Consider the following 18,134-nt stretch of genomic DNA (forward strand, 5'->3'; position numbering starts at 1 on the left):
TTAAGGTTAATGTCATGCGCTCCGTGGAGCGTGTTCGCGTCATCATGATGACGAGGCACCGCGCGCGTGGTCGCGCATCAGCTGATAGATGCGCGCGATATCCACATGCTCGCGCAGCGCCGCCGCCAGCCCGTCAAACTGTTGCTCACGCCAGGCAGCGTAGTTGAGGCGCGGACCACCGTCCGGCGCCAGCCCCTTACGCTCGCGCAGCGCATCGAGCAGCGCTCGCGTTAGCGCCGGAGTATCAAACAGCCCGTGCAGGTAGGTGCCCATCACCAGACCATCGGCGCTGATGGCGCCCTCCTCCCGATCGTCCGCCGCCCCGTTGACCGACAGCAGGCGGCAGAACGGGGAACATCCGGCGCCGCGCTGAGTCACCCCCATATGGATCTCATAGCCCGCCAGCGGAATCGCGCTGCACCCCGCCCACGGACCGGGCAACCCGCCCAGCGACGCGCCCCGCACCTGCGCGGTGGTTTTCTCCCGGGCAAAACGGGTTTCGCAGTCCAATAGCCCCAGACCGCTCATGGCCGCCTGCGTCGACTCAACCCCATCGACGATCCGCCGCCCCAGCATCTGGTAGCCGCCGCAGATGCCCAGAATCGGCGTACCGGCCTGGTGGGCGCAGAGGATCTGATGGGCCAGGCCGCTGTCGCGCAGATAGCGCAGATCGGCCAGCGTGCTTTTGCTACCCGGCAGGATCAACAGATCCGGCTGGCCAATCTCATCGTGCTCCGTGACATAGCGCAGGGTGACGTCCGGCTGGGCGTTCAGCGGCGAGAAATCGGTAAAATTGGCGATATAGGGGAGCTGCAGCACCGCGATCTCCAGCGCCCTCTCCCCCGCGTGCCGGTATTTGCCGCGCTGCAGCGCCACGCCGTCTTCGTCATCCAAATCGAGCGTCAGCCACGGTACGACGCCCAGCACCGGTACGCCGGTAAGGGACGCTATCTGGCGCAGGCCCGGGGTCAGCAGCGTCACGTCACCGCGGAACTTGTTGATGATGACCCCTTTGACCCGCGCGCGCTCCGGCGGCGTCAACAGCGCCAGGGTGCCATAGATAGAGGCGAATACGCCGCCGCGATCGATATCGGCCACCAGCAGCACCGGCGCGTCGATCGCCTCCGCCATTCCCATATTGACGATATCGCCATCGCGCAGATTGATCTCCGCCGGACTGCCAGCCCCCTCCAACACCATGATGTCGACCTGACGGGCCAACTCGCGGTAAACCCGCGCCACCTGCGCGAGTAGCTGAGGCTTATGGCGGTGATAGTGGACGGCATCCATATCCTGCAGCACCCGTCCCATCAGCACCACCTGGGCATGACAGTCACTGGTGGGCTTAAGCAGGATCGGGTTCATCCGCACGTCCGGGGCTATCTTGGCGGCCTCGGCCTGCATCATCTGCGCGCGTCCCATCTCGCCGCCGTCGGCGGTGATCCCGGAGTTCAGCGCCATATTCTGTGACTTAAACGGCGCCACCCGGTAGCCATCCTGGGAGAACACCCGGCACAGCCCGGCGCACAGAACGCTTTTCCCCGCGTCCGAGGCGGTGCCCTGTATCATGATCGAGAGGGTCATGCTCCCTCCCCCAGGACGCGCGGCGGCCAACCGATAAAGGCGCGGTGACCGCTGGCGCCAAACCGTCGCATTCTCATCGTTGTTTACCCCATAAAAAAACCCGCCGAAGCGGGTTGGTCATGCGCCAGCGCGAACGGCGCCCTGCGGCGACGTCCGACCCAGCCCATCCCCTCCCACCGAGGGCATTGCTACGTTATGGCATGACGGCCGGTATTCTGGCTTAGCCTCACTCTCGCCCGCGCCTTCCCAATCTTGGCGATCAGTGGCATTCTGCGGGGTCGTCGGCATCACAGCAGCGGGGGCTGCGGAGGAGTCACACCTCCTTCCCGAACGCATCGCGTCGGTAAACCGTCGTGCACCTGCGGGCGCTTGCAGAAAAGCGCCCGTAGCGCATAAATTACAGCAAAATCATCAAAAGAGTAGCCTTACCCCTATCGACGGGGGCTGATGGACAGACTCAAGACGCCCCGTGCGCAGATTTCACCCGATCAGGGGCCACTCATTAATCGAGGGGGCAGACGCCCGCCGTGACGACGGTGCGCTGAGCCGGCCTCCCTTTTGGAGCACCGCAATGTTACACAGCCAGCACGGCGGCGACGTTCTCGGCGTCGCAGAGCGCCTGGGCGTCAGCGCACTTAGCCTCACCGACTTTAGCGCCAATATTAATCCCCTGGGCATGCCCGACAGCCTGCGCCAGGCCCTGCACGACCACCTGGCGTTGGCCCAGCCCTATCCCGACATTGAGTACCGCGCGCTGCACCGCGCCCTCGCCGCCCATCACGACGTCGACGCCGCCTGGATCGTCGCCGGCAACGGCGAGACAGAGCTGATTTTTGCCCTGGCCGATGCCCTGCGTCCGCGGTGCGCCCTGCTGCTGACGCCCGGCTTCGCCGAATACCGTCGGGCGCTGCAGCGGGTGGGCTGCGCCATTCAGACCCACGCGCTCAAGGCCGAGAACGGATTTCAGGTGGATGAGGATCTGCTGGCGGCGCTGACGGCCGATCTGGACTGCCTCTTCATCTGTACGCCCAATAACCCGACCGGACTCACCCCCGATCCCACGCTGCTGCTGGCGCTGGCGGAGCGCTGCCAGCGCCTGGGCATCCGCCTGATCGTCGATGAGGCCTTTTGGGACTTTATCACCGAGCGGGCGGGGATGATCCCGCAGCTGGCGCGCTTCCCCTGCCTCTGCGTGCTGCGCTCCCTGACCAAGTTTTACGCCATCGCCGGACTGCGCCTGGGCTACCTGCTGAGCGCCGATGCGACATTGACCGCGCGGCTGCGGGCGCGACAGATGCCCTGGAGCATCAATGCCTTTGCGGCGCTGGCCGGCGAGGTCGTGCTGCGCGACCGCGCCTATCAGCAGGCCACCCACCGCTGGCTGGCGCAGGAGCGCCCTTTTCTGCACTCGGCGCTGTCGGCGCTGCCGTCGCTTCAGGTGTGGCCGGGTCGCGCCAACTATCTGTTCCTGCGCTGCGACCGCCCGCAGATATGCCTGCAGCAGGCCCTGCTGCCCCACGGCCTGCTGATCCGCCGCTGCGCCGACTACCCGGGGCTGGACTCGCGCTATTACCGGGTTTGCGTGCGCCTGCGTCCAGACAACCTGCGGCTGATCGCCGCTATGCGCGCCTGCCTCAGCGAAGGCTAACGCACGCCGGCGCGCGGTGACCGGGGGGCTGAGCGGGGGCTGCCCACGCCCCGCACCCGGCGGCCTCATCCGGGGCGCGCCGATCGCGGCAGAGTGTGACCTTACGCACTTAACAGCGCGTGGTTGCGCAACGAAAGCAGCCTTTGCGCACGCTTTTTTCATCATTGCGCGCTCGCTATCCAAATTCGTTGTCTTTCTTGCGTTTAAATACGTATAATACCCGGCGTCAATTTTGTTGAATGGTTTCAGCCCTTGATTCGTCGCAGCGCCTACTACATAACAACGCGGCCTTTGCACTGGTCACCTCCCCACGGGCACGCATTTTTTGCCCCGGCACGTCGGCTGTCGCCTATTCTTCTTAGTAGTTCTATTTTCGCATCACCTGTTTTACCCCCTGTCCTCCCAGCCATTGGCGGTGGGAGTAAGCTTTTTCCAATCCATCACAACTTGCAGAAATGAATGTCATGAAAAAGACCAAAATCGTATGCACCATCGGTCCGAAGACCGAATCCGAAGAGATGCTGGGTAAACTGCTGAACGCAGGCATGAACGTAATGCGTCTGAACTTCTCCCACGGTGACTATGAAGAACACGGCCAGCGCATCAAAAACCTGCGCGCTGTCATGGAGAAGACCGGCCAGAAAGCCGCTATCCTGCTGGACACCAAGGGCCCGGAAATCCGCACCATGAAGCTGGAAGGCGGCAATGACGTCTCCCTGACCGCCGGCCAGACCTTCACCTTCACCACCGACCAGAGCGTCATCGGCAACAGCGACCGCGTCGCCGTCACCTACCCGGGCTTCGCCGCTGACCTGCGCATCGGCAACACCGTGCTGGTGGACGATGGCCTGATCGGCATGGAAGTGACCGATGTCACCGAAAGCACCGTGGTGTGCAAGGTTCTGAACAACGGCGACCTGGGCGAGAACAAAGGCGTTAACCTGCCGGGCGTGTCTATCCAGCTGCCGGCGCTGGCCGAAAAAGACAAGCGCGACCTGGTCTTTGGCTGCGAGCAGGGCGTTGACTTCGTCGCCGCCTCTTTCATCCGTAAGCGCGCCGACGTACTGGAAATCCGTGAGCACCTGAAGGCCCACGGCGGCGAGCAGATCCAGATCATCTCCAAGATCGAAAACCAGGAAGGCCTGAACAACTTCGACGAAATTCTGGAAGCCTCCGACGGCATCATGGTTGCCCGTGGCGATCTGGGCGTGGAAATCCCGGTAGAAGAAGTTATCTTCGCGCAGAAGATGATGATCGAAAAATGCAACCGCGCCCGCAAAGTGGTCATCACCGCGACCCAGATGCTGGACTCCATGATCAAAAACCCGCGTCCGACCCGTGCGGAAGCCGGTGACGTTGCCAACGCCATCCTCGACGGCACCGACGCCGTCATGCTGTCCGGCGAAAGCGCCAAGGGTAAATACCCGCTGGAAGCCGTCGGCATCATGGCGACCATCTGTGAGCGTACCGATCGCGTCATGCAGAGCCGTATCGACACCCTGCACGACTCACGTAAGCTGCGCATCACCGAAGCGGTATGCCGCGGCGCGGTAGAGACCGCCGAGAAGCTGGATGCCCCGCTGATCGTCGTTGCCACCGCCGGCGGCAAATCCGCCAAGGCCGTCCGTAAGTACTTCCCGGATGCGATGATCCTGGCCCTGACCACCAACCCGGTCACCGCCCGTCAGCTGATCCTGAGCAAAGGCGTCATCCCGATGATGGTCAAAGAGATCGCCTCTACCGACGATTTCTATCGCATCGGTAAAGACGCTGCCCTGGAAAGTGGTCTGGCGCAGAAAGGCGACGTTGTCGTCATGGTCTCTGGCGCACTGGTACCGAGCGGCACCACCAACACCGCCTCAGTACACGTGCTCTGATAGCACAAAAATAATTAAATTCAAGCGCCGCTCTGCGGCGCTTTTTTTATCCTGGTACAACATTTTTATCTCTTGAATTGATATTATTAATAGAATTAACTGAATAGCGAAATAAGAAGATTCCAATAGAAGCGACCTGTTTTGTCTCTCTTTTTTAACCTTCCCGCAAAACAAGGTGGTTCTTTGAGCGAACGATCAAAATAAACCGCTTTAGCATGAAAAATTTATTCTCTTTAGAAAATGGTTTGTGTAATACTTGTAACGCTACATGGAGATTAACTCAATCTAGAGGGTTTTATAATGAATCGTACTAAACTGGTACTGGGCGCTGTTATCCTGGGTTCTACTCTGCTGGCTGGCTGCTCTTCCAACGCTAAAATCGACCAGCTGTCTTCTGACGTTCAGACTCTGAACACCAAAGTTGACCAGCTGTCTTCTGACGTGAACGCAATGCGCGCTGACGTTCAGGCTGCTAAAGACGACGCAGCTCGCGCTAACCAGCGTCTGGACAACATGGCTCACGCTTACAAGAAATAAGATTTCTTGAGCTGAGCGAAAAAGGCGCACTTCGGTGCGCCTTTTTTATTTCTATCGCGCCCTCTCACCGCTCACCTCTAGCACGTCGCTACCGTTCAACGCCGCCCTCACCCACACAGCGCGCTCTGCGCCGCGCTATGATACGTAGAAAAAAAGGGAGGTAACCCCTCCCCTTAAGATACGCCGAGTGCTCCTAGCCCCCTTAGCGGCCGTTTAATACCGCCTCGGGGATCGCGGCGTCGATCGGCGCCGGCGCGGTGACGGGAACTACGTTGCTGGCCGGTGCATTGGCTGGGGGCGCGGCGCTGACCGGCGCATTGGCGGAGGCTGCGTTGCTGGCCGGTGCATTAGCCGGGGTCGCGGCGCTGACTGGCGCGATGGCGGAGGCTGCGCTGCTGGCCGGCGCATTAGCCGGGGTCGCGGCGCTGACCGGCGCGATGGCAGAGGCTGCGCTGCTGGCCGGTGCAGCATGGCTCACCAGCACCGGCATACCGGAGCGTCGCGCCATCGCCTCGTCAAACGCCGCGCGATCCGTCAGCGGACTGGTGGCGAAGGCGGATACCCGACCGTTTAACGCGATCGGCATCGTCTGCGGATCGTCGCGCTCGGTGCGCGACAGCGGCTGGTGCACCTCGACATAGCGCTTACCGTCCGGCTCTACCGACGTCTTCACCGGCTGATTGACGATCTGCACCCGGGTGCCGCCCGGTACGCTGCGAAACAGCGCTTCGATATCCCCCGGACGCAGGCGGATACAGCCGGAGCTGACCCGCATGCCGATGCCAAAGTCAGCGTTGGTGCCGTGGATCAGGTAGACCCCGCCCTGGGCGGCCAGACGCAGCGCAAAGCGCCCCATCGGGTTATCCGGCCCGGCGGGCATCACCGCCGGCAGGCTGATCCCCTGCGCCTGATAGTGGCGGCGGATATTGGCGGTCGGCGTCCAGGTCGGGTCCTTGATATGCTGAGAGACTCGGGTCACCATCTCCGGCGTATTGCGCCCCAGCTGACCGATGCCGATCGGATATACCTCCACCCGATTCTCTCCCGGCGGATAGTAGAACAGACGTAGCTCGGCAAGGTTGATAACGATCCCCTCACGCGGCGTGTCCGGCAGCAGCATCTGGGCGGGGATGATCAGCTCGCTGCCCGGTCGAGGCAGGAAGGGATCCACGCCGGGATTGGCCTCCAGCATCCCCAACAGCCCTATCTGAAAGCGTGCAGCGGTCGCCTCCAGCGGCTTGCCGTCGCGGGGAACGGTGTAGGTGAAGTTTTCGCCGATAAGGCGGCTGTCCGGCGCCGGCAATGGATAGTCCGCCGCGTGGGCGCCGCTCCCTGCCGCCATCCATAGCGACAGCACAAGGCTTACTGCAGTCAATGCACGTTTCATGCTGGGTTCCCGATCTGTTCTGTGTCCACCGACGCCGCCGCGCCGGATACCGGCCTGGGGCGACAGCCGCAGGCGCTCAACACAAATATTAATATTTACTTACGTAATGGCAATTCATTCTGCCAGCATTGCTCTAAATAATTCTGCAATTTACACTTGTTTTCAAATGATTACCAAAGTATAGCCGGCAACATCTTCGCGGACCTTCGCGCTGGGCGAACGACGGGAGAAAATGCGCCGGCGCATCGCCTGCCACCTGCGCGCCGAGGGCACGGCGCAGCCCAAAGCGTCAGTTTTGGCCCTCTAAGATGAAATGATGCGTCAGAGGGGAAATGAGGCCTATTTTTATCGCCATTGCAGACACAGAATGAAATAAAACATTATTTTTTGCTTTATTCTGAGCGCCTATTTGCACGGCACCCTCCAGGAAAATACGTTAAATATGCTTTTTACTTAAATAAGCATAATAGAATGGCCATGGCGCGCTTATTTTAGCGCCACGGCCCGACGCGGAAAATATCACCCTCCCGCGGAATAATACCGGCTAGTGCTGTAGGATATACAGCTGGTGGCTGTAGGCGACATCCTCTGGATTATTGATGGGATACCCCTTTACCCAGGGCTTAATCAGGCGGGCATTGGTGTATTGGTACAGCGGAGCGATCGGCGCCTCCTCCGCCAGCATGCGCTCTGCCTGCTGGTAGATGGCGCTACGCGTCTGCCCATTGCCCTCCCGCGCGGCCTGCTGCAGCAGCGCATCGTATGCCGGCTGGCTAAAGCCGCTCAGATTGCCGCTGTGGCGGCTCCCCAGCAGCCCCAGAAAGCTGGAGGCCTCGTTATAGTCGGCAATCCACGACGCACGCACCACGTCAAACTGGCCGCTGTTACGGCTATCGACGTAGGTTTTCCACTCCTGATTGGTCAGCTTGACCTGAACCCCCAGGCTCTTTTTCCACATCGATGCCACGGCGATGGCAATTTTCTGGTGATTCTCCGCCGTGTTGTACAGCAGCGTCAGCCGGAGCGGGCGCGATGGCCCGTAGCCCGCCTCGCGCAGCCAGGCCCGCGCCTGACGGTTACGCTCCGCCTGGCTCATCCGCTGCATCGGCAGCGGCTGCGGCACCACGCCATCGGTCACATCCGGCGTCAGCCGGTAGGCTGGCTTCTCCCCGCTGCCCACCACCTTGCCGGCGATGATCTCGCGATCGATGGCATAGGAGAGCGCGCGTCGCACCCGCGCATCGTTCAGCGGCGCCCGGCGGGTATTGAACGCATAGTAGTAGGTGCCCAGCTGAACCGGCGTAAACACCTCGTCGGGAATGCGCTTTTTCAGCGCCTGATACATGTTTTTTGGAAAAGACTCGGTAATATCCAGATCCCCGGCCAGATAGCGTTTGGTCGCCGCGCTCTCCTGGTTTATCGGAACAAAGGTCACCCTGGTCAGCCGGGTCTGGGCGTGATCCCAGTAATAGGGGTTCGGCGTCAGCACGATATGTTCGTTGACCACCCGCTGCGCCAGCTGGAAAGCGCCGTTGCCCACCAGGTTACCCGGGCGCGTCCACGCCTGGCCGTAGCGCTCGACCACCTTCTGCGGCTGCGGGAACAGGCTGAAATGGGCGCACAGCTGTGGGAAATAGGGCAGCGGGCGATTCAACTGTACCACCAGCGTACGGGCATCCGGGGCCGTTACACCCAGCCGATCGGGGGGCAGCTGACCGCTGACGATCTCCGCGGCGTTGGCGATCCCCGCCGTCTCGGCAAACCAGGCAAAGGGGGAGTGGGTCTGCGGATCGACCAAACGTCGCCAGGCATAAACAAAGTCATAGGCGGTGACGGCATCGCCGTTAGACCAGCGCGCCGTATCGCGCAGCTGAAAGACATAGCGCTGCTGATCCTTACTTTGCCAGGCGGAGGCGACGCCGGGCTGGACGCTGCCGTCCGGCCCCTGATTAACCAGCCCCTCAAACAGATCGCGCAGCACCTGCGCCTCCGTCAATCCGACGGCGGCGACGGGATCCAGCGATACTGGCTCATCCTTCAGATGGCGTACCACGCTCTGCGTCTCCGCCAGAACGGTGCCCGGCGGCACCTGCGCCGCCAGGGCGCCGTTACTGACGACGACCCCAATGGCCGCCGCGGCGGCCAGACGAAAAAGCTGCATCGTTCACTATCCTGTGTTGGTCACGCTGCCCCAAGGGCGCCCGGTTGGCGCTATGCCCCTACTCTGCCTGAAGCGCGCATTCATCACCACTTTTAATTATTGCCGGGCGGGACCACCACGCCGAGAAACAAAACTTTAACATAAATCACCTATTCACGGCGCCGCAATTGGCATACACTGCCCCATTATTAACAATCCAGAAACAAGAGGGAGCATTATGACGCAGACTGTTTTATTCCGTGGCACACCGGTCACGCTCGACGGTCACTTTCCACGCCCCGGCGAAGCGGCGCAGCCGTTCTCCCTGGTGTCGAAAGATCTGGCAGATCTGACCCTGGCCAGCTTCGGTCAGCAGCGTAAAATTCTCAATATTTTCCCCAGCATTGACACCGGAGTCTGCGCCACCTCGGTGCGGCGCTTCAACCAGCTGGCCGCCGAGGCCACTAACGCCGTCGTGCTGTGCATCTCCGCCGACCTGCCTTTCGCCCAGGCACGCTTCTGCGGCGCCGAAGGGTTGAATAACGTGATTACCCTCTCCACCCTGCGCGGCGGCGAGTTCAAGCAGGCGTATGGCGTGGCGATTGCGGAGGGACCGCTGGCCGGACTGACGGCGCGGGCAGTGGTGATATTGGATGGTGAGAATCGGGTGATTTACAGCCAGCTGGTGGCGGAGATCGCCGACGAGCCAGACTACGAGGCCGCCCTGGCCGCGCTGAAGTAACGTCTTAATCGGCGCCGTAGCGCGGGCTGCGCTACGGCGTCACACGCCTTTACTCCCCCTCGTGATGGGGATCGGCATCCTGATGACGGCGGCTACTCAGTCCGTATTCACGCAGCTTATTGGCGATGGCGGTATGGGAAACGCCCAGCCGTTTAGCCAGCTTACGGGTGCTCGGGTAGTTACGGTACAGGCGGGTCAGCACAGAACGCTCAAAGCGTTTGCAAATCTCATCCAGCGAACCGTCCAGCACCTCGTCACCCAGCGCCATCTCGGCCTCAAACTCCGGTAGCACGATATCCTGCGGGCACAGCTCGTAGCCCTGCAGCTGCGTCAGGGCGCGGTACACGGCGTTCTTCAGCTGACGCACGTTGCCCGGCCAGCCATACTGGCTGAGAAACGCGCTCAGCTCCGGCGCCAGCTTAGGCCGCGCCATCCCCTGCTCGTCGGCAAAGCGCGCGACAAACAGCTCCGTCAGCGGCATGATATCCTGCGTGCGTTCGCGCAGCGGCGGCAGATTGAGGGTTAAGACGTTGAGACGATAGTAGAGATCCTCGCGGAACAGCCCCCGCTGCACCAGATCGATCAGGTTCTTCTGGGTCGCGCAGATCACCCGCACGTCGACGCGTACCTCGTGCTCCTCGCCGACGCGGCGGAAGGTTCCATCATTAAGAAAGCGCAGCAGCTTGGCCTGCATGCGCGGCGACATCTCGCCGATCTCATCCAGCAGCACGGTGCCGCCGTTAGCCTGTTCAAAGAAGCCCTTCTTGCCTTCCAGCGCATTGGGATAGGCGCCCGGTGCATGGCCGAACAGTTCGCTCTCCGCCACTTCGTCGGGCAGCGCGGCGCAGTTCAGGGCCAAGAACGGCTTTTTACCGCGCGGACTGCGCAGATGGCAGGCGCGGGCCAGCACATCTTTGCCGGTGCCGGTCTCGCCGACCAGCAGCAGCGGCGCATCCAGCATCGCCAGCTTACGCGCCTGCTCCAGCAGCTGACGCATCTTGGGGCTGACGCCGATGATATGGTCGAACTCGCTGTTGTCGTTCACCGCCAGATTCTGCAGCTGACGCCCCATGCGTACCGCCGACTTCAGCACCACCACCGCGCCAACCGGGGTGCGGTGCGTCTGTTTGCTGTCGTCCAGATAGATGGGCATGATATCCATCAGGTAATCCTGGCCGCGGATCACCACCTTCTCGCTGTGCGGCGCGACGTCATCGTCCTCCAGCCAGCGCATAAAGTTGTAGCCGCCGATCAGCGTCGCCGCGGTCTGGTGGCAGATTTTCTCCTCGCTGGTGGCAAACAGGGACAGCGCCGCCTGGTTGGCCAGCTCGACCTTGCCCTTCATGTCGATGGAGAAGACCGGCTCCGGCAGCGACTCCAGCAGCGCCCACATGGCCCGGTGCTCGCGCTCGGAGGGCATAAACGGCACGGTCCGGACGTCGGTTACCCCGCTGATGCGGCGGATCTCCGCCATCAGCTGACGGAATACCTCAAAATCCAGCTCATTAAAGTTCAGATAAATTCGCCCGATGGTATCAATCTCAATGCCGCGCAGATCAATATTACGGGCGGCGAGAAGATCCAGCAGTTCACGCGTTAGACCGATACGATCTTCACAAAAAACTTCCAGACGCATTAGTTTTGACCTTACTCTGCTTATGCTGCGTGTGTACGCGAAAAACAGCCGTTGTTTGCCCAAACCACCAGCACAGCGGCTGAAGCTATTACCTGTCACCCAAAGTTGACAGATTTTTCTGTTATATGCCAGTCATCTTCCCCGATTTTCATCGGTTGATGAGCGCCGTTGACCTACGTCGAGCGCCCCATCGCCGGCGCGGGCGCCGCGGAGCTCGGGATGCCATGGGCGTAAGCCAACGCGTACAGTATCTTACCATACATTTATCATACATTTTAGCCGAAGATCGCGGAAGGCTGGCATAGCTCATGCATCCATGCGCGCGGCCATACCCTGCGCCAAGGTTGCGGTATACAATCGGAATCCCCTTTGCCTCGCACCCGGAGCTACCATGTCATCCTCTCTGTTTGTCACCCCGCAGTGGCTGGCCGCCCACCTGGCGGATCAGGATATCCAACTGCTTGACGCCCGCCTGGCCCCCCCGGGGTCGCGCGCCGATCCCGCCGTCCGTGCCGAGTCGGTGCGCCTCCCCGGCGCCCTGCGCTTTGATATCGATGCGCTGTCCGACCACGCTAGCCCGCTGCCCCACATGATGCCGTCCGCCGCCGATTTCGGCACCGCCATGCGGGCGCTGGGCGTCGACAGCCGGCGCCATCTGGTGATCTACGATGACGGTACGCTGTTCAGCGCTCCGCGCGCCTGGTGGATGCTGCGGACCTTTGGCGCGCCGCGCGTCTCGCTGCTCGCCGGGGGGCTCGCTGCCTGGCAACGCCTGGGACTTCCTCTGCATCAGGGGGCTCCGACGATCGCCTCGCCGGGGCACTTCCCGGCTCAGCTGGATACGCGCCGCCTGCGCAGCGCCGCGCAGGTGCTGACGGCGCTGGAGGATAACCATACCCAAATCGTTGATGCCCGGGCGGCCGCCCGCTTCCGTGGAGAGGCGCCGGAGCCACGCCCCGGCCTGCGCAGCGGCCATATTCCCGGCAGCTATAACCTGCCGTGGGACAGCGTCGTGCGGGATGGCGTCCTCAAGACGCAGGAGGAGTTGCAGGCGCTGTTCACGCAGGCCGGTATTGATCTGCAGCGCCCGATTATCGCCAGCTGTGGCTCCGGCGTCACCGCCGCGGTGCTGCTGCTGGCGCTGGCGGCGCTGGGCGTTGAGGAGACGGCGCTGTACGACGGCGCCTGGAGCGAATGGGGGGCAGAGGATTCGCTGCCCATTGCGCGGTAAACCGGGGGCTCCGCCGAAGCGCAGCCCCGCGGCGGCGCTAGGTTCGGCGCTCAGCCTTTGCCGCAGGCAGCGTCCGCCGCAGCTGGGCTATCAGCTCACGGCGAAAATCCCCCAGACGCGGGCGATCGTCGCCGATCCACGGCAGCGGGCGGCACAGCTCCATCGCCTTGATCCCCAGCCGCGCGGTCAACAGCCCGGCGCCGATCCCCTGCGCCGCCCGCGCCGACAGGCGGGCCGCCAGATCCTGGGAGACCCAGTCCATACCCACCTCGCGCACCAGCTCCGAGGCGCCGGCAAAGGCGATGTTCAGCAGTACCAGGCGGAACAGACGCAGGCGGCTGTAGTAGCCCAGCTCAATGCCGTACAGCGCGGCGATACGATTGATCAGGCGCAGATTGCGCCAAGCGATAAAGGCCATATCCACCAGCGCCAGCGGGCTGACGGCGATCATCAGGGTCGACTCGGCGGCGTAGCGGCTGATCTCTCGCCGCGCCTGGCTGTCGAGCACCGGCTGTACCAGCGTGGCGTACAGGGAGACCACCTCGCGATCGCTGTGGGTCTCGTGCAGCGCCGCCTGCCAGCGCTGCACCGCCGGGTGGCTGCCATCCAGCCCGGCCTGGCGCAGCAGGCGTTCGCAGAATGCCCGCCCGCCGCCGACGGCGTGGCTGTGCAGCAGATCGGCGGCCAGCTCACGCTCTTCGGCGCGCTGGCGCAGCCGGTAGAGATGACGCCATTCGGTGGCCAGGGCGCCGACGCCGGCCAGGACGATCATGCCTCCGGCCACGCAGCCGCCCAGCGCGATCCAGTCCTGGCTGATCCAAGCCTGATGCAGCCAGGCCGCCCCCTGCGCCAGCACGCTGAGGCCAAACAGTGCCACCCCGCCCAGCGCGATACGCCGCCACAGGCTGCGGCGCGGACGCAGGGCCACGCTGACCATCCCTTCCAGCCGCCCCTCCTCCTGCTCCGCCTCGACCTCTGACGGTACCGACGGCGTAAACGCCTCGGCCTGATGCGCGTCGAATGCCATGCTCGGCTGCAGCGGCGGCGTCGGCTCCGCGCTCAGCGACGCATCGAAATCGATGCGCGGTTTAATCGGATCGTTCACCGTAATTTATCTCCCAGCAAAAATTCCATCACGCTGTCCATACGGATATGCGGCAGCGGCGTGTCCACCGCCATGCGCTGCGGCCGGAACTGTTCAAAATGAAACCCCTGCTGCTGCCAGAATGCAGCCTGCGGCAGGCGCGCCGGCACCTCGCCCGGATACACCGTCAGCGCCGCGCCGTCGCTCAGCCGCTCTCCGCGCAGGGCCGGGATCGCCTGCCCCTGGTGATCCACCACCCCGCTCTGGGTCGCCTGGATCGCCGCGATGCCGGCGCAGTCCATGCTGATCCCCTCAAAGGCGGCGTTTTGCCAGGCATCCTGCACCAGCTGCTGCAGCAGCGAGACCAGATTGGCATGCTGATCGGCGGTCACATGGTCGGCCTTGCTGGCGGCAAACATCAGCCGATCGATACAGGGGGAGAACAGGCGACGGTACAGCGTGCGCTTACCGTAGTTAAAGCTCTGCATCAGTTGGCTGAGGGCCAACCGCATATCATTAAACGTCTGCGGCCCGCTGTTGAGGGGCTGCAGGCAGTCCACCAGGACAATCTGACGGTCGAAGCGCGCGAAGTGTCGACGGTAAAACCCCTTCACCACTTCGCGGCAGTAATAGTCGTAGCGCTGACGCAGCATGCCGATATTGCTGTGCCGATCGGCGCTGGCCAAGCGGGCTTCACCCGCCTCATCCAGCCCCGGCCAGGGGAAAAACTGCAGCGCCGGCGCGCCGGCCATATCCCCCGGCAGCACAAAGCGGCCCGGCTGAATAAAGTGCAGGCCGCGCTGTTTGCACTGCAGCAGATAGTCGGTGTAGGCCTGCGCAATGGCCGCCAGCTGGCGCTCGTCCGCCGCCGCCAGCGGATCGCAGGCCGCGCACAGGCGCAGAAACGGCTCGGCCAGCGTCCGCCGCTCGCCCTGCAGCAGACCATTCATCTGGCGCGACCACGCCAGATAGCGCTGATCGAGCATCGGCAGATCCAGCAGCCATTCGCCGGGGTAATCCACGATCTCCAGATACAGCGTCGAGGTCTCTTTAAAGTGGCGCAGCAGCGACTCCCTACTGCGGTAGCGCAGCGCCAAACGGATTTCGCTGACGCCGCGGGTCGGCGTGGGCCAGTCGGGCGGCTCCCCGTAAAGCTGGGCCATGCCTTCGTCATAGGTGAAGCGGGCCACCCCCAGCTCACGCTGCGGCACCCGCTTTACCCCCAGGATCCGCTCCTCGCGCACCGCGGAAAACAGCGGCAGGCGCGCGCCGCTGTGGAGATGCAGCAGCTGATTGACCAGCGATGTAATGAACGCCGTCTTGCCGCTGCGGCTCAGGCCGGTGACCGCCAGACACAGATGGCGATCCAGACCGCGGTTAACCAACGCGTTGATATCGTGCTGTAGCCTCTTCTTCATATCTCTCCTTGCCGTTGTCCGGCCGACGCGTCACGCCGGACACCCTGCTGAAAATGGCGCGCCGTCGCATAGCGTACGCCGCGTCGCAGCGCGGGCGCCAGCGTCCAGCGCAGAATCACGCGCAGCGGACGCCAGGCGACATAGCGAGTGACGCCGGCGGCGATGCCCGCCGGTGCGGCGCACAGCAGCAACGGCACAGCGTGACGCAGCAGCGCGGCACACAGCGGCCCGGCGCAGCGCGCCTGACGAAAGGGGGTCATACGCCTCTCCTCGAGTATACGGCAGCGGTGATACCGCTATAGCTGACGGAAACACCGGTTCAGGCTAAACGCCGGCGAGGTCACGTAGCGCTCCAAGCGGCGCAGCCGCTGTTCGCACGCCGCCAGCTCCCCGGCGGTGCGCGCCAGCTGCGCCCGCGCGCTCGGCGCCTCGGGCGGCCGTTCGCCCTGCGCCACCGGCAGCGTAAAGGCCAGGATCAGGTACGCCGCCAGCGTGATGACAAACAGGCCGCAGAAGATCGACAGTACCGCCATCGCCCGCACCAGGGCAACCGGGACATCAAAGTAGTCGGCGATCCCGGCGCAGACGCCCTTGATCACCCCGCGCTGAGGCAGGCGGTACAGACGACGCGAAGGCAACGACGGGCTCATCAGGCGTCCCTCCAGCTGGGATGCTCCGCATCCAGAATCGCCTCCAAGGCGCCGATACGCTGGCGCATCCGCTGCGCTTCCTCGCTCAGCTGAGTCAGGCGCTGCTGCTCCTGCGCCTGCAGTACGCTGTCGCTGCGCTGGCGGTTGCCGTAGTGCAGCCACAGCCAGATAGGCAGGACAAACAGCACGAACAGGGTCAATGGAATGGCGAGAAACAGATAGCCCATATACGCTCCTTGGATAGATGGTCAGTGCGCCGAACCGCGACGCGCTTATTCGCCGCGCTGCAGACGGGCCTTCATTTCATTCAGCTGACGACTGATTTCGTCATCAGCCTTTAATTCAGAAAACGCCTGATCCAGGCTCTTCTTTTTGCCCAGCCCCACGCTCTCGGCCTCGGCCTCCATCTGATCGATGCGACGCTCAAACTGCTCGAAGCGCGCCATCGCCTCATCCAGCTTGCCGCTGTCCAGCTGACGGCGAACATCGCGCGAGGAGGCGGCGGCCTGCTGACGCAGCGCCAGCGCCTGCTGGCGGGCGCGGGTTTCGCTCAGTTTACTCTCCAGCTCGCTGATTTCACGCTTCATTCGCTCAAGGGTCTCATCAACGCTCTCCACCTCGTGCCGCAGCGTCAGCAGCAGGTCGGCGACGCGCTGTTTTTCGATCAGCGCCGCCCGCGCCAGATCCTCTTTCTCTTTACGCAGGGCCAGCTCCGCCTTCTCCTGCCACTCGTGACACTGTAACGATGCCTGCTCGATGCGGCGCAGCAGCTGTTTCTTCTCCGCCAGCGCCCGGGCGGAGGTGGAGCGCACCTCGACCAGCGTATCCTCCATCTCCTGGATCATCAGGCGCACCAGCTTCTGCGGATCTTCGGCCTTGTCCAGCAGCGTATTGATATTGGCATTCACGATATCGGCAAAACGAGAAAAAATACCCATGATGTTATCCTCGGCTCAGTCAGTATTGCGGCCGCCTTGCTGTACCAGCGGGCGCCACGGTGTACGTTGATATATACAAGAGCCATGCCAAGTCTACGTTATGGCTAATAATCATTATAATTCAAAACGTTAATTATATTCCCGCGGGAGGATTGCAGAAACAGGAGTGATGAGTTTTACTAAAAGATAGTGAAAATAACCACATTAAGGTGAGAGATGGCCGATCGCGATACCCTGCTGGGCGAAGACAACGCGTTTCTGGAAGTGCTAGAGCAGACCTCACGCCTGGCTCAATTGAACAAGCCGCTGCTGATCCTCGGCGAACGCGGCACCGGTAAGGAGCTGATCGCTCAGCGCCTGCACTACCTTTCGCCGCGCTGGCAGGGGCCGTTTATCTCCCTTAACTGCGCCGCGCTCAGCGAGAGCCTGCTGGACTCCGAGCTGTTCGGCCATGAGGCCGGCGCCTTCACCGGCGCTCAGCGCCGTCATCTGGGGCGCTTTGAGCGCGCCGACGGCGGCACCCTGTTTCTCGACGAGCTGGCCACCGCGCCGATGCTGATCCAGGAGAAGCTGCTGCGGGTTATCGAGTATGGCCATCTGGAGCGCGTCGGCGGCAGCCAGTCGCTGCAGGTGGACGTACGTCTGGTCTGTGCGACCAACGCCGATCTGCCGGCGCTGGCCGCCGCGGGCCAGTTTCGCGCCGATCTGCTGGATCGTCTGGCGTTTGAGGTCATCGCCCTGCCGCCGCTGTGCCAGCGCCGGGCGGACATCCTGCCGCTGGCGGAGCACTTCGCTATGCAGATGTGTCGGGAGCTGGGGCGAGCGCTGTTCGGTGGCTTCAGCGCCCGCGCACAGCGTACGCTGCTCGACTACCGCTGGCCCGGCAACATCCGCGAGCTGAAAAACGTGGTGGAGCGCTCCGTATTTCGCCACGGCGACGACGAGGGCGCGCTGGAGAACATCGTGCTTAATCCCTTCCCCATCCCCGACGCCGCCGCAAGCGAGGCGAGCCCCGTCGAGTGGCCGACGCTGCCGCTGGATCTGCGCGCCTGGCAGAGCGAGCAGGAGTGCCGCCTGCTGCGCCACGCGCTGCGGCAGGCGCACTATAACCAGCGTCGCGCCGCCGACCTGCTCGGCATTACCTACCATCAGCTGCGCGGCATTATGAAAAAGCAGGGGATCGCGGCAATATCGCCGCAGACGGTCGATGACGCCGCGCGAATGGGGCCGACGGCGGAATAAAAAAAAGCCAGCACCCGCGC

The 18,134-nt window shown here is 62.9% G+C and carries 16 protein-coding genes and 1 riboswitch; of the genes, 6 read left to right on the top strand and 10 right to left on the bottom strand.

The features are described from left to right. Nucleotides 1-42 precede the first annotated feature (42 nt). Complete coding sequence (locus BRD58_RS09575) at nt 43-1,584, bottom strand: cobyric acid synthase (protein WP_012848686.1); 1,542 nt, start codon at nt 1,582-1,584, stop codon at nt 43-45. A gap of 188 nt (nt 1,585-1,772) precedes the next feature. Continuing rightward, a riboswitch (cobalamin riboswitch) is annotated at nt 1,773-1,952 on the bottom strand. Nucleotides 1,953-2,155: 203 nt separating this feature from the next. Between BRD58_RS09575 and cobD the strand changes: the two genes are divergently transcribed. The 3 genes from cobD to BRD58_RS09590 all read left to right on the top strand — a co-directional run bounded on the left by cobD (nt 2,156) and on the right by BRD58_RS09590 (nt 5,646). Next, nucleotides 2,156-3,232 carry a threonine-phosphate decarboxylase CobD gene (gene cobD, locus BRD58_RS09580; RefSeq protein WP_073382530.1) on the top strand — a complete coding sequence of 359 codons (1,077 nt, stop codon included), beginning with the start codon at nt 2,156-2,158 and terminating at the stop codon, nt 3,230-3,232. 464 nt (nt 3,233-3,696) lie between these two features. Beyond that, nucleotides 3,697-5,109, top strand: coding sequence for a pyruvate kinase PykF (gene pykF, locus BRD58_RS09585; protein ID WP_012848688.1), 1,413 nt, complete (start codon nt 3,697-3,699; stop codon nt 5,107-5,109). Between the two features lie 300 nt (nt 5,110-5,409). Continuing rightward, nucleotides 5,410-5,646 carry a major outer membrane lipoprotein gene (locus tag BRD58_RS09590; protein ID WP_005285548.1) on the top strand — a complete coding sequence of 79 codons (237 nt, stop codon included), beginning with the start codon at nt 5,410-5,412 and terminating at the stop codon, nt 5,644-5,646. A gap of 202 nt (nt 5,647-5,848) precedes the next feature. On the opposite strand, the gene BRD58_RS09595 is transcribed toward BRD58_RS09590, so the two are convergent. Together BRD58_RS09595 and BRD58_RS09600 are read right to left on the bottom strand one after the other, a co-directional pair. Further along, entirely contained in the window at nt 5,849-7,033 is a 1,185-nt protein-coding gene (locus tag BRD58_RS09595; RefSeq protein WP_073382535.1) for a L,D-transpeptidase family protein, read from the bottom strand. 544 nt (nt 7,034-7,577) lie between these two features. Further along, nucleotides 7,578-9,194 carry a peptide ABC transporter substrate-binding protein gene (locus tag BRD58_RS09600; protein WP_069578674.1) on the bottom strand — a complete coding sequence of 539 codons (1,617 nt, stop codon included), beginning with the start codon at nt 9,192-9,194 and terminating at the stop codon, nt 7,578-7,580. 217 nt (nt 9,195-9,411) lie between these two features. Here BRD58_RS09600 and tpx point away from each other — a divergent pair, with 217 nt between their 5' ends. Continuing rightward, nucleotides 9,412-9,915, top strand: a complete 504-nt coding sequence (tpx, locus tag BRD58_RS09605) for a thiol peroxidase (RefSeq protein ID WP_012848696.1) — start codon at nt 9,412-9,414, stop codon at nt 9,913-9,915. A gap of 49 nt (nt 9,916-9,964) precedes the next feature. On the opposite strand, the gene tyrR is transcribed toward tpx, so the two are convergent. After that, nucleotides 9,965-11,551, bottom strand: coding sequence for a transcriptional regulator TyrR (gene tyrR / locus BRD58_RS09610; RefSeq protein ID WP_073382540.1), 1,587 nt, complete (start codon nt 11,549-11,551; stop codon nt 9,965-9,967). Nucleotides 11,552-11,942: 391 nt separating this feature from the next. Between tyrR and sseA the strand changes: the two genes are divergently transcribed. Further along, nucleotides 11,943-12,782 (top strand): 3-mercaptopyruvate sulfurtransferase, encoded by an 840-nt coding sequence (gene sseA, locus BRD58_RS09615; RefSeq protein WP_073382545.1) that lies wholly within the window; start codon nt 11,943-11,945, stop codon nt 12,780-12,782. Nucleotides 12,783-12,819: 37 nt separating this feature from the next. Here the strand turns inward: sseA and BRD58_RS09620 are convergent, their stop codons facing one another. The 6 genes from BRD58_RS09620 to pspA are packed head-to-tail and all read right to left on the bottom strand — an operon-like array spanning nt 12,820 to nt 16,872. Beyond that, the gene (locus BRD58_RS09620; RefSeq protein WP_015461558.1) at nt 12,820-13,887 is read right to left on the bottom strand and encodes a TIGR01620 family protein; all 1,068 of its coding nucleotides are present in this window, start codon (nt 13,885-13,887) and stop codon (nt 12,820-12,822) included. Continuing rightward, nucleotides 13,884-15,284 (bottom strand): YcjX family GTP-binding protein, encoded by a 1,401-nt coding sequence (locus BRD58_RS09625; protein WP_015461559.1) that lies wholly within the window; start codon nt 15,282-15,284, stop codon nt 13,884-13,886. Before BRD58_RS09625 ends, BRD58_RS09620 begins: the two co-directional genes overlap by 4 nt. After that, complete coding sequence (locus BRD58_RS09630) at nt 15,281-15,544, bottom strand: hypothetical protein (protein WP_012848701.1); 264 nt, start codon at nt 15,542-15,544, stop codon at nt 15,281-15,283. The genes BRD58_RS09625 and BRD58_RS09630 overlap by 4 nt, the downstream gene beginning before the upstream one ends. A gap of 36 nt (nt 15,545-15,580) precedes the next feature. Beyond that, complete coding sequence (gene pspC, locus BRD58_RS09635; protein WP_073382549.1) at nt 15,581-15,934, bottom strand: envelope stress response membrane protein PspC; 354 nt, start codon at nt 15,932-15,934, stop codon at nt 15,581-15,583. Further along, on the bottom strand, nt 15,934-16,161 hold the full coding sequence (gene pspB / locus BRD58_RS09640) for an envelope stress response membrane protein PspB (RefSeq protein WP_012848702.1): 228 nt from the start codon (nt 16,159-16,161) through the stop codon (nt 15,934-15,936). Before pspB ends, pspC begins: the two co-directional genes overlap by 1 nt. Before the next feature lie 45 nt (nt 16,162-16,206). Next, the gene (gene pspA, locus BRD58_RS09645) at nt 16,207-16,872 is read right to left on the bottom strand and encodes a phage shock protein PspA (RefSeq protein ID WP_012848704.1); all 666 of its coding nucleotides are present in this window, start codon (nt 16,870-16,872) and stop codon (nt 16,207-16,209) included. A gap of 216 nt (nt 16,873-17,088) precedes the next feature. Here pspA and pspF point away from each other — a divergent pair, with 216 nt between their 5' ends. Further along, entirely contained in the window at nt 17,089-18,114 is a 1,026-nt protein-coding gene (gene pspF / locus BRD58_RS09650; protein ID WP_073382554.1) for a phage shock protein operon transcriptional activator, read from the top strand. Nucleotides 18,115-18,134 lie beyond the last annotated feature (20 nt).

It is taken from the genome of Edwardsiella piscicida, from assembly GCF_001896205.1.
In the GTDB taxonomy this organism is placed as follows: Bacteria; Pseudomonadota; Gammaproteobacteria; order Enterobacterales; family Enterobacteriaceae; genus Edwardsiella; species Edwardsiella piscicida.